At 36.1% G+C, this 14,361-nt stretch carries 12 protein-coding genes; 10 read left to right on the forward strand and 2 right to left on the reverse strand.

Translation table 11 applies throughout. The annotated features are described in order from the left end of the window. The first annotated feature begins 38 nt into the window (after positions 1-38). Together allW and allB are read left to right on the forward strand one after the other, a co-directional pair. The gene (gene allW / locus J3R86_RS01145) at positions 39-1,523 is read left to right on the forward strand and encodes an allantoin permease (protein WP_207517700.1); all 1,485 of its coding nucleotides are present in this window, start codon (positions 39-41) and stop codon (positions 1,521-1,523) included. Then, positions 1,523-2,887 (forward strand): allantoinase AllB, encoded by a 1,365-nt coding sequence (gene allB / locus J3R86_RS01150; RefSeq protein ID WP_207517701.1) that lies wholly within the window; start codon positions 1,523-1,525, stop codon positions 2,885-2,887. The genes allW and allB overlap by 1 nt, the downstream gene beginning before the upstream one ends. Before the next feature lie 69 nt (positions 2,888-2,956). Here allB and J3R86_RS01155 read toward each other — a convergent pair whose 3' ends face one another. Together J3R86_RS01155 and J3R86_RS01160 are read right to left on the reverse strand one after the other, a co-directional pair. Then, entirely contained in the window at positions 2,957-4,225 is a 1,269-nt protein-coding gene (locus tag J3R86_RS01155) for a M20 family metallo-hydrolase (protein WP_207517702.1), read from the reverse strand. Positions 4,226-4,247: 22 nt separating this feature from the next. Beyond that, entirely contained in the window at positions 4,248-5,075 is an 828-nt protein-coding gene (locus J3R86_RS01160) for an alpha/beta hydrolase (protein ID WP_207517703.1), read from the reverse strand. Positions 5,076-5,248: 173 nt separating this feature from the next. Here J3R86_RS01160 and allC point away from each other — a divergent pair, with 173 nt between their 5' ends. From allC to arcC, 8 genes are all read left to right on the forward strand, one after another. Continuing rightward, the gene (allC, locus tag J3R86_RS01165) at positions 5,249-6,481 is read left to right on the forward strand and encodes an allantoate deiminase (protein WP_207517704.1); all 1,233 of its coding nucleotides are present in this window, start codon (positions 5,249-5,251) and stop codon (positions 6,479-6,481) included. 44 nt (positions 6,482-6,525) lie between these two features. After that, positions 6,526-7,314, forward strand: coding sequence for a (S)-ureidoglycine aminohydrolase (gene allE / locus J3R86_RS01170; RefSeq protein WP_207517705.1), 789 nt, complete (start codon positions 6,526-6,528; stop codon positions 7,312-7,314). Between the two features lie 14 nt (positions 7,315-7,328). After that, complete coding sequence (gene allD, locus J3R86_RS01175; protein WP_207517706.1) at positions 7,329-8,360, forward strand: ureidoglycolate dehydrogenase; 1,032 nt, start codon at positions 7,329-7,331, stop codon at positions 8,358-8,360. A gap of 138 nt (positions 8,361-8,498) precedes the next feature. Beyond that, on the forward strand, positions 8,499-9,548 hold the full coding sequence (allD, locus tag J3R86_RS01180) for an ureidoglycolate dehydrogenase (protein ID WP_002465176.1): 1,050 nt from the start codon (positions 8,499-8,501) through the stop codon (positions 9,546-9,548). Positions 9,549-9,562: 14 nt separating this feature from the next. Next, a complete protein-coding gene (fdrA, locus tag J3R86_RS01185) occupies positions 9,563-11,320 on the forward strand; it encodes an acyl-CoA synthetase FdrA (protein WP_207517707.1) in 1,758 nt (585 codons plus the stop codon). Further along, the gene (locus tag J3R86_RS01190) at positions 11,320-12,585 is read left to right on the forward strand and encodes a YlbE family protein (protein WP_207517708.1); all 1,266 of its coding nucleotides are present in this window, start codon (positions 11,320-11,322) and stop codon (positions 12,583-12,585) included. Before fdrA ends, J3R86_RS01190 begins: the two co-directional genes overlap by 1 nt. Next, a complete protein-coding gene (locus tag J3R86_RS01195; protein ID WP_207517709.1) occupies positions 12,582-13,373 on the forward strand; it encodes an oxamate carbamoyltransferase subunit AllH family protein in 792 nt (263 codons plus the stop codon). The genes J3R86_RS01190 and J3R86_RS01195 overlap by 4 nt, the downstream gene beginning before the upstream one ends. After that, positions 13,366-14,307 (forward strand): carbamate kinase, encoded by a 942-nt coding sequence (arcC, locus tag J3R86_RS01200; RefSeq protein ID WP_207517710.1) that lies wholly within the window; start codon positions 13,366-13,368, stop codon positions 14,305-14,307. Before J3R86_RS01195 ends, arcC begins: the two co-directional genes overlap by 8 nt. Positions 14,308-14,361: the final 54 nt, after the last annotated feature.

Below are 14,361 nucleotides of genomic sequence, written 5' to 3' on the forward strand. Positions count from 1 at the left end.
ATTTTATGTACGATTAAAGGGGGCTAACTGAAACCGATATGAGTAAAGAAGCATACGAGGCATCATATGACGAAGCGTTTTTTGAACGTCGAGGTTATAACAAAGATATCATGCCTAAAAATAGTTCACAACGCAACAGTTCAGCATTTAACTTCTTCACTTTATGGATGGGTGCTGTTCACAACATTCCTAACTATACTGCAGTAGGTGGCTTTTTACTGCTCGGTTTATCACCACTACAAGTGATGTTCTCGTTAGTCATTAGTTCATTTCTTATTGCAATGTTACTAGTGTTTAACGGTTATGCTGGTTCAAAATACGGTATACCATTTGCCATGCAATTGCGACATACATACGGCGATGCAGGTGCAAAATTACCTGGTATCTTACGTGGTGTGGTAGCAGGCATCGGATGGTTTGGTATTCAAACTTTTGCTGGATCTCAAGCATTATTAATATTAATGAACAAACTGATTCCTGGTTATGAAGATTTCGGTAATGGTCATACGATTTTAGGTATTACGATTCCAGCTTTAATTGCCTTCTTAATATTCTGGGCAGTTAACTTTGGCATAGGCATTGGTGGTGGAGAAACGCTAAATAAATTTACAGCTATTTTAAATCCACTTATTTACATCGTTTTTGGTGGTATGGCAATATGGGGTTACATGACAGCCGGTGGTTGGCATAATATTATGAATTATGATATTACAACTAAAACATCTGGCATCATTTATCCTGCTATTCTAACATTTATCTTAATCTTCAACTCATTGTTAGGTGTCTGGGCAGGACCAGGAGCAAGTGTAGCAGATTTCACGCAAAATGCGAAATCAACACGCTCTCAAGTTGTAGGTCAAATTTCTGGTATCGTGGTAGCACATTTATTATTTGCGATTTCTAGTGTGTTTATTATTATAGGTGGTTCAATTGCACTAGGACATCAAGAATGGAATATCCTAACGATTATTAATGAATGGGATAGTATTTGGGCTATTCTGATTGCAACGGGTGTACTATTAATGACAACAATTTCCACTAATGCGACGAGTAACATTATACCTGCAGCCTATCAATTAACAGCATTGATGCCAAAATGGATTAACTATAAACGTGGTGTTATGATTGCATCTGTCTTAAGTATTGTTATCATGCCATGGAAAATGATGGAAAACCAAGATAGTATCTTTGTATTCTTAAATGCCATTGGTGCTATTTTAGGACCAGTAGCAGGCGCAATGATTGTTCACTTTTACCTTATTTCGAAATGTAAAATCAATATTGATAAATTATATTTCGATTTAAATAATAAACCTAAAGATTTGAAGAGAATTAATATCCCTGCATATATTGCTACAGTTGTAGGTGTAGTGATTTCACTACTAGGATTTATCCCTGCATTTAGAATCATTGCAGATTTCTCTTGGTTTATTGGTTTTATTAGTACAGGTGTAGTATACATTTTATTACATTTAATACATGAATCTCGTAACAAAAATTCGAATTTGGAGGAGAGACAATAATGACATTCGATTTAATTATTAAAAATGGGTTAGTTATTTTAGAAGATGGCGCAAAGCATGTAGATGTAGGTGTAACAGATGGTAAGATTGCAGCAATAGCTGAAATGTTAACAGGTGATGCTGATAAAGTTATCGATGCACAAGGACAAGTCGTATCTCCAGGTATGGTAGATGCACACGTGCATATAACAGATCCAGGTGGCGGTTACCGTGATGGTTGGGAAGGCTATGACACAGGTACACGTGCAGCTGCTAAAGGTGGCGTGACATCATTTGTTGAAATGCCATTAAACCAAGTTCCTGCTACCACAGATAAAGCTTCAATTGAAGAAAAATTTGATGCTGGTAAAGGTGATTTAACAGTTGATGTAGCTAGTTACGGTGGTTTAGTGCCTTACAATTTAGATGGTGGTATTCAAGAATTAGATGACGCAGGTGTCGTTGCCTACAAAGCATTCTTAGCAACTTGTGGAGATCGTTCAATTGAAGGCGACTTTGAAAATGTAGATGATTATTCATTGTATGAAGGTATGAAGCAAATCGCTAAAACTGGTAAGATTTTATCAGTACATGCTGAAAATGCTAATGTTACTGATAAATTAGGTGAGATTGCATATAAAAATGGTGAAACAACATTAAGTGCATATGTAGATTCTCGTCCAGTATTCACTGAAGTTGAACCAATTCGTAAATTAATCTTATTTGCTAAAGAAACAGGATGTCGTTTACACATCGTTCATGTTGCATGTGAAGAAGGTGTAGAAGAAATTGTTAAAGCACAACAAGAAGGTGTCGACGTAACATGTGAGACATGTACACATTATCTATACTTCTATAAAGAAGAATTAGACGATATTGGTCCAGTTGTTAAATGTTCTCCACCAATTCGTGAACAATCACGTTTAGAAGGTATGTGGGATCGTGTACAAAATGGAGATATTGATTTTGTAACATCAGATCACTCACCATGTACACCGGATTTAAAAGATACTGACAATGCTTTCGAAGCTTGGGGTGGTATCGCTGGTATCCAAAATAACGTAGATGTGTTATATGATGAAGGTGTTCAAAAACGTGATATGTCATTAGAAAGATTCGCTGATATTATTGCGACAGCACCTGCTAAACGTTTTGGCTTAGATAGTAAAGGAAGCATCGCAATCGGTAAAGATGCAGACTTTGTATTGATTAATCCAAATAGTTCTTATACTTTAAAAGCTGAAGACTTAGCGTATCGTAATCAAATGAGCCCATATGTTGGTAGAGAAATTGGTGCTCAAGTAGCTAGAACAATCTTACGTGGTAAAGAAGTTTATAGCCAAGAAAATGGCGTCACTGATGCCAAAGATGGACAATTTATTTAATATTTATATAGAGCCTAAAAAAGGAGCTGCGACGATTGAAGTTGCAGCTCCTTTATGTTGTTAAAAATGTTAAATGACATGATTGTCAAGATCTTCTAATGTTGTTGTTTTATGTGTTAATTCTAGTGTTGTATCTATCAAAGTTTGAACTCCTTTAGCAATTTGATCAGATGTTACTGATTCTAAAGGAGAGTGGCTAATGCCATCTTTACAAGGAATAAAGATCATACTTGTTGGAACAATGGAAGCGAAATTCATTGCGTCATGACCGGCACCACTATACATGTATCTATATTCAAAATCATGCTGTTTACATACGTTTTCTGTTATTTTAGCCATCTCAGCATTTAATTTAGCAGGATGTTCATTACCTAAATCTGTGATGTTGACGTGTGTATGACGTTGAGTTGAAATTTGATCGATGCTATTTAAAATGTGTTGAACAACTTCTTCTCTTATCACTTCATCTTTTCCTCTAATATCAATTAAGAAAGACACTTCTCCAGGAATAGAATTCATAGTATTAGGATAGACATCAACATAGCCAACAGTTGCCACAATACCTTCATTTGTGTATTGTTGTGCAAGTTGTTCAATGTTTAAAATCATTTCAGAAGCAGAAGTTAGCGCATCGGTTCTCATAGGCATAGGTGTTGAACCTGAATGACTTGTTACGCCTTGCACGGTAACTTTAAAACGATGTGGTGCAGCGATATGTGTCACGATACCAATATCGTCGTTATTATTTTCTAAAATGGGACCTTGTTCAATATGTAATTCTAAAAATGCTTTGATTTGGTTTCGCTCGAATAAAGCTGTTTGACCTCTCACTTCTTGTGATAATGGTTGGACGATATCATATAACACGTAGCCATCGTTATCTACAATGTCTTTTAACGATGCTCTATTATATTGTCCAGTTAAGTATTTACTGCCAATCGTTGCTTCATTAAAACGCGCAGACTCCTCACAAGCAAAAGCAATGATAATGAGTGGATGGTCTGTTTCAATTTGATGTTTATTTAAATATTCAACAACTTCTAACGCACCGATGACACCTAGTAGTCCGTCATACTGACCGCCGTCTTTGACAGTGTCAATATGAGAGCCAATGACTACAGGTTTGAGGTCAGGGTATTTACCTCCTCTTCTCGCAATAACATTACCGATAAAGTCGAAATAGACATCTAAACCAGCACGTTGGCAAAGCATAGAAAATTTCAAAGCAGCCATACGCTCTGGGTGACTAAAAGCGATACGGTTAATACCACCATTATCAGGGTTATAGCCTAATTCATTAAATGTTGCTAAATGGTTTAATACATTATTTATGTTCATTGATTATCACTTCTTTTCTGAGTTAATTACTATTAACATTATCAATAAAATTTACAGCTTGTTGATAGATGTCTTTATTAAAGTCGTCTACTTTTCTATCAAAGTCATGGGCGTCTTTATCTAAAGGCGTAAATGATGTTGAAGGTACATGTTTAATAATATGTTCACTTTCGCTAAACGGTACGTCTGTATCACCTTTGCAGTGAACGATAAACATAGGTGGGAATGACTTGAGTTGTTTGGGTGAAATGTTGTATTTCATAGATGCTGTTTGCTCTAAACTTAACATGTCGAACCAGTTTGCTTTTCCTCGCGCATAAACATAGAGTAAAAAGCGTTGTTGTAATTGATCAGCAACAACTGGCGTTTGCGATGTTAATGTTTGAATCATTTCAGGTGTGATGCTACCAGCTAATTTTTCGAAATATGCTGATGGTCTTAAAAATGCAGGTACTTGTAAACGACTGTAACCATAAAAATCAATAATACCATCAACTTGGCGATCGCGTGCAACAATCATTGATAAGTAAGCACCTGATGAACGACCGAAGACAAATGTTGGTACATCTTGATAGTTTTCTTTGATGGCATCAAAACATGTTAATGCATCATCAATAATTTGATCTATCGTTGCTTCTGGTGCAAGACGATAAGATGCCAATATCACATCATAATGTTGAGTCAAAATATCTAAATAATCTTGTGGCAAGTCATTAGGTTTACCAAAGACAAGTCCGCCACCATGATAATAGACGATGATTCCTTTTGGGGGTTGTGTTGTAGCTTTAATAATTGTATAAGGCAATGTAAAATTATCGCTCGTTAAAACAGATTGTTCGATTGTAGACAAAATGATGTCCCTCCAAATTGATATAGTTTACTTATTATAGCATCTCAAAAAAGATGAGTACTGTATTTGTCTAATTCGAATAAAAAGATAAAGTAATATTGTGAGATATGTGAATGATAGCATAACTGAAAGCGCTTATAATAGATGTTGAAATGACAAAGGAGTTGAAGAGCATGGACATTCGATCTTCTTTTGATGCATTAGATAAGCAATTCACCGCTTATGGTGGGTTGATTGGTGGCGGCATTACTAGACTTCTATATTCTGAAGAATGGGTAAATGCTGTACATGCACTTAAGAGTACATTGGAAAAAGAAGGTTTTAGTACACGATTTGATGATGTAGGTAATTTAACCGGACGTCTTGAAGGTTCAAAATACCCGAATGAGGTGATTGCTTCAGGATCTCACATTGATACAGTTGTAGAAGGTGGTCATTTAGACGGCCAATACGGTATATTAGCTGCTACTGTAGCAATGGCTTCATTAAAAGAGGAATTTGGTCAACCATTACGTTCCATGGAAGTTGTAGCGTTAGCTGAAGAAGAAGGCAGTCGTTTCCCATATGGTTTCTGGGGAAGTAAGAACTTCTTCAACTTAGCTGATAAAAATGATGTGATTGACATAACGGACAGCGAAGGCGTTAAATTCGAAAATGCCATGCGTAATGCTGGCTTCGGTTTTCGCGAGCATGACAATGACTACAGTGATATTAAATCATGGATTGAAGTTCATATTGAACAAGGTAAAGTACTTGAAGCTGAACAACAATCAATTGGTGTTGTTAATGGCATTGTTGGTCAAAAACGATACACTGTAACACTACATGGTGAAGCAAATCATGCTGGAACGACACCAATGGGATTACGTCGAGATACTGTAGTCGCATTCAGTGATATTGTGACGCATTTAACACAACGTGCACGCGAAGTGGGAGATCCTTTAGTATTGACATTCGGTAGTGTAGAACCTGTTCCTAATACCGTTAATGTTGTACCAGGTGGCGTGACATTCTCAATTGATTGTCGTCACATTAATCAAGATGAATTGAATGTATTTGCTGATGAGATTACAGCTTATGTTCAAAAAGTTGCTGACAGAGATGGTTTAACTGTTGATATTGATTTATGGATGGATGAAGCACCTACTTTAATGGAACCATCTTTAGTTCAACAAATTGAACAGTCAGCTCAAAATGTTGTTGGTGAGCAAGATTATAGAGTAATGTCTTCAGGTGCTGGTCATGACTCGCAAATTTTTGCTAAATATGTACCAACAGCAATGTTATTTGTACCATCAATCAATGGTATTAGTCATAACGTAAATGAAGAAACAGAATTAAGTGATTTAGTTAAAGGTATTGAAGTGTTGAAAGATGCACTCTACAACTTAGCTTATAAAGAATAACAATAATTAATAAAAACAATGGATAACAGAAAGGAAGATTTATAATGGGTTACTTAAATCATAATCAAGGATATAGAGAAGACTTACTAGGAACACGTTCAGTTGTCAAAAAGGATAACTATGCAGTTATTACACCAGATGGTTTGGTAAATAATGTCGTTCCCGGTTTTGAAGATTGTGATGTAACAATTTTAGGTTCACCAAGATTAGGCGCACGCTTTGTAGATTATCTTGTAACTGCAAGAAATAAAGGCGGTAATATGCAAGGATTTGGTGGCGACGGCGTTCAAACATTTATTTATGTTGTTAGTGGTAGCATCAATGCTTATGCAGTTGATGATAAATATGAATTAGCACAAGGTGGTTATCTATATGTACCAGCTGATCAACAAATGAAATTTGAAAATAATAATAATGGAGAAGATAGCCGTTTATTCCTTTATAAAAAACGTTATCAACCACTTGCTGGTCATAAACCATCAGTAGTATCAGGCAATGTTAATGATATGAAATCTGATGCGTATGAAGGTATGGAAGAAGTTCGTATTTTAGACTTATTACCAAAAGAATTAGCTTATGACATGAATATGCACATTTTATCATTTGAACCAGGTGCGTCACATGGTTATGTAGAAACACATGTTCAAGAACATGGTGCATATGTATTAAGTGGACGTGGTGTTTATAACTTAGATAACGAATGGATGCCAGTTGATAAAGGTGATTATATCTTTATGGGCGCTTATGCACCTCAAGCAACATATGCAATCGGCTTAAATGAACCATTTGCTTATCTTTATTCTAAAGATGCTAACAGAGATATTGAAATTTAAGGAGAATGGATAACATGACACAAGATGGATTGGTTTATGTTGAACATGATCGTTTAAGAAATCTTTTTAAATCAAAAATGATGGCAGCTGGAATGCCAGAAGAACAAGCAGCAAAAGTAGCAGATTTAATGATTTTCGCTGATTCTCGTGGTATTCACTCTCACGGCTCTGTGCGTATGCAATATTATGCTGAAAGAGCTGCACGAGGTGGATTTAATTTAACACCACAATTTCAAGTTGAACAAACAGGACCATCAACGGCAACATTCTTTGGTGATAATGCAGCTGGACATCTAGTTGCTTATAAAGCGATGGATAAAGCTATTGACATGGCTAAAGACACAGGTTTAGGTGTTGTAGGTATTAAAGAAATGGCACATAGTGGTGCGATTGGTTATTTCGCACTTCAGGCAGCACAACAAGGTATGGTAGCACTTACTGTATGTCAGTCAGATCCAATGGTAGTACCATTTGGTGGTACACAGCCATATTTTGGTACAAATCCTATTGCTTTTGCAGCACCAAGAGCTAATGGAGAACCAATCTTATTTGATATGGCAACGACAGTTCAAGCGTGGGGTAAGATTTTAGATGCTCGATCTAAAAATAAAGAAATCCCGGATACTTGGGCTGTAGATCATACGGGTGAACCAACGACGAATCCTCATGATGTTGGTGCGCTATTACCAGTTGCAGGTCCAAAAGGTTACGGCTTAATGATGATGGTTGATATTCTTGCTGGAAGTTTATTAGGTTTGCCATTTGGTAAGCATGTGTCATCTATGTATCAAGATTTATCTGAATATAGACGACTTGGCCAATTCCATCTTGTTATTAATCCATCTTATTTTGGTAACCAAGAAACATTCTTGGAACAAGTAGCACAAATGGTTGATGAACTACATGACATCCCACCAGCTCAAGGCTTTGATCAAGTATACTATCCTGGTGAAATTCAAGAAGATGTTAAAAAGAAATATCAAGATACAGGAATTCCGGTAGCTGCATCCATTTATGACTATTTAGTTTCAGATCAAGTTTATTAATTATTATAAGTAATCATATATAGGGGTAGAAATGTCGCTAGTTTGTAAGAATGTAAAAGATGCATGACGTAAGTAATGCGTACATTTGCATAGTTATTATGGCAATGTTTCTACCTCTTTTTAAAAGGAGGATATGTGATGCGCGTATCGAAATCTGAATTATTTGATTTAATGAAACAAAAATTGCAACAAGCAGGGCTAGATGAACAAGCTGCTAGTGATGTGTCTGATGTACTAACATTTGCAGATCATAGAGGTATACATTCACACGGTGCAGTACGTGTCGAATATTATGCTGAACGTATTGCCAAAGGTGGTATTAATACTAATCCTCAATATCATTTTGAACAAACAGGACCAGCAACAGCCACTTTCTTTGGTGACAATGGTCCAGGACATCAAGCTGCGAAACAAGCTATGGAAAAAGCCATTGATATTGCTAAAAACAATGGTGTTGCAGTAGTAGGTGTTAAAAATATTTCTCATAGCGGTGCATTAGGTTACTTTGTAGAAATGGCTGCTGAACAAGATATGGTTGCTTTAAGTATGTGTCAATCAGATCCAATGGTAGTACCATTTGGTGGTACGGAACCTTACTTTGGTACGAATCCAATCGCTTTTAGTTCACCATCTAATGATGACCGTATCATTACCTTTGATATGGCAACAACCGTTCAAGCATGGGGCAAAGTGTTAGATGCTAGAGCAAAACATTTGAGTATTCCTGATACATGGGCTGTTAATGATAAAGGCGAACCAACGACAGACTCACGTGATGTACATGCACTTGTTCCAGTAGCAGGTCCAAAAGGCTATGGCTTAATGATGATGGTTGATATCTTATCAGGTAGTTTATTAGGACTACCACATGGCTTACACGTTTCTTCGATGTATAAAGATTTAACGAAAGGTCGAGATTTAGGACAATTACATATTGTCATTAATCCAGCATATTTCACTGATATGGACCAATTTAAACAACAAATATCTACCATGTTAGACGAATTAAAAGCACAGCCAGCAGCACAAGGTTATGGCGAAATTTATTACCCAGGTGAACGTGGTCGTTTACGTAGCGAAAAGTATGATCAACAAGGTATCGACATTGTTGATGATATTTATAATTACTTAATTTCAGACGATGTACACTACGATAGATATCATGGCAAAAATAGATTTGCTGAATAAAATGGAGGATGAATATGAAGTATACAATTATTAAAGAAAACCGTTATCAAGATTCAATCGTCTTAATGTTACTATCAAATAAATTGTCACAAATAGAAGGTGTGAATCAAGTTTCAATTATGATGGGCACACCAGCGAATAAAGATATTTTCAAAACGTCAGGTATGGAAACAGCAGAGTTAGACAATGCTAATCCTAACGATATTGTGATCGTGGTTGATACTGAAGATGAAGCCAAAGTAGCTGAAGTAGATCAACAAATTGAAGATGAATTGAATGGTAAAGATGATGCTGATAATGCAACAGCTAAAAATGATGTGGCTAAAAATTGGGATAAAGCATTAGAACTTGCCAATAATCCTAATCTTGCATTGATTTCAATTCCTGGGCAATATGCCGCAATGGAAGCTGAAAATGCCTTGAACCATAATTTGAACGTCTTTATGTTTAGTGACAATGTAGCTAAAGAAGATGAAGTACGCTTGAAAAAAATGGCACATGATAAAGGTTTGTTAGTTATGGGACCTGACTGTGGTACTGGTATTATTCATGGCGTGCCATTGGCATTTACGAATACTGTGAATGAAGGGAACATTGGTATTGTCGGTGCGTCTGGTACTGGTATTCAAGAAGTTACAACAATTATTGATCGCGAAGGCAATGGTGTTACAAACGCTATCGGTACTGGTGGCCGTGATTTATCAACAGAAGTTGGCGCTATTACAATGTTAGATAGCATTAAAGCGTTAAATCAAGATCCTAAAGTGAAAGTCATCACTGTTATTTCTAAACCACCAGCTAAAGAAGTTGAAGACCGTGTGTTAAATTTACTACGCAATATTGATAAACCAGTTGTGACTCTGTTCTTAGGTGAAAAACCAACATATACTGAAAAAGAAATTTATCACGCTTATACATTAGAAGAAGCGGCACGTGTGTCAGTACAACTTGCTGCAGATGAACAACCTAATTTTAAACCTGCAATAAATACAGAAATTAAAGCTAACTTTAACGATGGTCAAGATGGTATTAAAGGTTACTATTCAGGTGGTACATTAGCTTCTGAAGCGGCAATGTTAATTCGTGATAATGCTGGTTCAGAAGAAGGAGAAACACCAGAAGGTTATAGCTTTAAAGGTGGTAATCATGAAGTGATTGACCTTGGAGATGACATGTATACACAAGGTCGCCCACATCCAATGATAGACCCTTCAAAACGTATTGAAATGTTAGAACAAGCGGCTGATAGTGATTCAACTGCTGTGATTATGTTAGATAATGTTATTGGTTATGGTAGTCATGAAGATATGGCTAATCAACTTGCTCCAACGATTAAAGAAATATTAAATAAAGCTAAGTCACAACAACGCGACTTAGTCGTATTAGCAACTGTCGTAGGTACAGTTCATGATCATCAAGGTTATCAACAACAAATTGATACTTTAGTAGATGCCGGTGCGGTAGTATGCGAAACAAATGATGAAATGGTGCGTACTGCTTTACATTTAATTGGAAAAGAAGTTGCACAACCATCATTAGAAGTTAAAGAATTTGATGCAGAAAAAGTAGATTTAACTGTAGATGAAAAAGTACTTAATTTAATTAACATGAAACCAAGTGTCATCAACATTGGATTAGAGAGCTTCACTGAAGCAATCAAAAATAGCGATGCAGAAGTTGTCCAATTTAATTGGCGTCCAGTTGCTGGTGGCGATGAGAAATTAATGAAAGTCTTACAATTCTTAAATAATTTCAAAGGAGAGACAGTATAATGAGTTATCAAACAATTGATGAAGCAAACCAAGCAGTCATTGATAAAATGGTGGCAGCTGCTCCGTTCCTAGTAGATGTTGTACCAGCAAAAGATAAGATTCCAGAATTAAAAGAGCATGTCTTACTACATGCAGGTCCTCCAATTAAATATGAAAATATGACTGACCCTATGCAAGGTTCATGTGTCGGTGCCATTTTATTTGAAGGATGGGCTGAAGATGAAGCTGGTGCACGTCAATTATTAGAAAATGGTGAGATTACATTAATACCTTGTCATCACGTTAATGCTGTTGGACCAATGGGTGGTATTACATCAGCAAACATGCCTGTATTAGTTGTTGAAAATAGAGAAAATGGTAATGAAGCATATTGCCAAATGAATGAAGGTATTGGTGCAGTACTACGTTTCGGTGCTTATAATGACACAGTTATTAAGCGTTTGAAATGGATGCAAGATGTTCTAGGTCCCGTACTTAGCAAAGCTATTCGCCAAATGGATGAAGGTTTAAATGTTAATGTATTAATTGCTAAAGCAATTGCCATGGGTGATGAATTCCACCAACGTAATATTGCAGCTTCACTTGCGTTCTTAAAAGAAGTTGCACCAATTATTACAGCATTAGAAGATGTAGATCAACAAGATCGTATCGATGTTATCCAGTTCTTATCAGATACTGATCAATTCTTCTTAAACGTTGCTATGGCAACAGGTAAAGCGATGATGGATGCAGCACGTGAAATTAAACATGGTACGGTTGTAACTGCCATGTGCCGTAATGGTGAAAACTTTGGTATCCGTATTGCTGGTATGGGCGATGAATGGTTTACTGCCCCAGCAAATACACCAGAAGGTTTATATTTCACTGGCTATTCAAAAGATGATGCTAATAAAGATATCGGAGATTCAGCTATCACTGAAACAATTGGTGTTGGTGGCATGGCAATGATTGCTGCACCAGCAGTAACACGCTTTGTAGGTACTGGTGGCTTTGATGATGCTTTAGAAACGAGTAATGAAATGATGGAAATTTGTTTAGGTGAAAATCCTAACTTCGTTATTCCAACATGGAACTTTAAAGGTGCTTGCTTAGGTATTGATGCACGTAAAGTAGTTGAAACAGGTATTACACCAGTAATTAATACAGGTATTGCGCATAAGATAGCTGGTTATGGACAAATTGGTGCGGGTACAGTACATCCACCAATCGAATGTTTCGAAAAAGCAATTACTGCATATGCTGAAAAATTAGGATTCAACGCGTGATTTTAACAGCGCGGTCAATTGGAAAACATGCGCAGCGTATATTATCTCAGCACCCATTGTTAACGGTGCATAGTAAATTCAATAAAGGTTTCAATGTTATCACAGATAAGGATGACTTAATCTTTATTGGGACAGATGATAATGGCATGTTTCCATTTGGTATCACGGTAGATCAGCAAACAAGAGACGATATATTACAACAAATTGAAGTCGGAAGTGTGATGACAGTTAAGCATCAGACGATACAATTTGCAAATAACATACAATTACGCTGGAAAGTAGCTCAACATGAACTGTTATTGCAGCCTGAAGTTGTTCGTTTAGAGCAACTTCAGCAAGCAATAGCACAATATGACTTTTCAGATTTTGATGATAGTGATTTTAGTAAAGCACGAATGAAACAAGTATTAAATGCTCTAATAACTGATGATGTAACTGTAAATAGTGAAATACAATATCTAATTGGTAGAGGCCAAGGATTAACACCTACTGGAGATGACATATTATCTGGGATATTAGCAATACACTATGTTACACCTTTTATAGCACAGCATCATCTAGATGATATTGCGCACTTGTTAAATCATCAATATACAACAGTCGTGTCTGAAACTTTTTTATACTATGCCATAAATGGTGAGTTTAGTTCTAAAATTATTAAATTACTACACTATCCATCTATTGAAACTATTGAGCAATTATTACAAGTAGGTTCGTCGTCAGGTAAAGATACTTTGTATGGCATCTACTTGGCACTTAATATGAGGAGTGAGATAGACAATGGGTAAAAATATAGTGTTAGCACTAGGTGGTAATGCAATTTTACAACCTAAACAAGAAGCTACATATCAAAATCAATATAATAATGTATATTCAGCTGCTCGTAGAATGGCAGAATTGAAAAAAGTTGGACATAATATTGTCATTACACATGGTAATGGTCCACAAGTTGGAAATATTATTACACAAAATGAAATTGCGAAAGATTATGTTGAACCTTTACCGATTTATGCTTGTAATGCTGAATCACAAGGGTTTATTGGTTTCATGTTAGAAAAAGCTTTAAAAAATCATTTAAATGATATGCGTATTGATACTAATGTTGTTAGTTTATTAACAATGACTGAAGTAGATAAAGACGATAAAGCATTTGATAATCCAACTAAACCAATTGGTGTCTTCTTTGATAAAGAAGAAGCTGAAGCATTAGAACGTCAATATGGTTACGTGATGTCAGAAGATGCTGGTAGAGGTTATCGTCGTGTAGTTCCTTCACCAGAACCTTTAGTTATTCATGGTGTTGAACAAATCAAAACATTAATTGATCATCAAGCTATCGTTATTTCATCAGGTGGTGGCGGTATTCCTGTCTATAAAGATGATAAAGGTGATATCCAAGGTGTTGAAGCGGTGATTGATAAAGACCGTTCAGGTTTAAAATTAGCTGAACAAGTTGATGCTGACGTCTTTATGATGTTAACAGATGTTTCTAATGTTTATATTAACTATGGTAAAATGAACGAAGAAAAATTAGAAACGATTACTGTATCACAAGCAAAACAATACGTAGACGAAGGACAATTCCCAGCAGGTAGTATGTTACCTAAAATGGAAGCTGCTATTCGTTTTGCTGAAAATGGCAAAGAAGCGATAATCTGTTCTTTAGATGATGCTATTGAAGCAGCAGAAGGTAAAGCAGGTACACGTGTAGTTGCAGATTAGTTATAAAGTTGGATCGTTCAAACAGTACATACTGTTGAACGATTCTTTCAATTT

This window comes from Staphylococcus simiae (assembly GCF_017357005.1).
Classification (GTDB): Bacteria; Bacillota; Bacilli; order Staphylococcales; family Staphylococcaceae; genus Staphylococcus; species Staphylococcus simiae_A.

Excerpts from the sequence above, each read along its gene's own strand:
- allW (WP_207517700.1), top strand. The coding sequence starts at position 39 with ATGAGTAAAGAAGCATACGAGGCATCATATGACGAAGCGTTTTTTGAA.
- allB (WP_207517701.1), top strand. The coding sequence starts at position 1,523 with ATGACATTCGATTTAATTATTAAAAATGGGTTAGTTATTTTAGAAGAT.
- J3R86_RS01155 (WP_207517702.1), bottom strand. The coding sequence starts at position 4,225 with ATGAACATAAATAATGTATTAAACCATTTAGCAACATTTAATGAATTA.
- allC (WP_207517704.1), top strand. The coding sequence starts at position 5,249 with ATGGACATTCGATCTTCTTTTGATGCATTAGATAAGCAATTCACCGCT.
- allE (WP_207517705.1), top strand. The coding sequence starts at position 6,526 with ATGGGTTACTTAAATCATAATCAAGGATATAGAGAAGACTTACTAGGA.
- allD (WP_207517706.1), top strand. The coding sequence starts at position 7,329 with ATGACACAAGATGGATTGGTTTATGTTGAACATGATCGTTTAAGAAAT.
- allD (WP_002465176.1), top strand. The coding sequence starts at position 8,499 with ATGCGCGTATCGAAATCTGAATTATTTGATTTAATGAAACAAAAATTG.
- fdrA (WP_207517707.1), top strand. The coding sequence starts at position 9,563 with ATGAAGTATACAATTATTAAAGAAAACCGTTATCAAGATTCAATCGTC.
- J3R86_RS01190 (WP_207517708.1), top strand. The coding sequence starts at position 11,320 with ATGAGTTATCAAACAATTGATGAAGCAAACCAAGCAGTCATTGATAAA.
- arcC (WP_207517710.1), top strand. The coding sequence starts at position 13,366 with ATGGGTAAAAATATAGTGTTAGCACTAGGTGGTAATGCAATTTTACAA.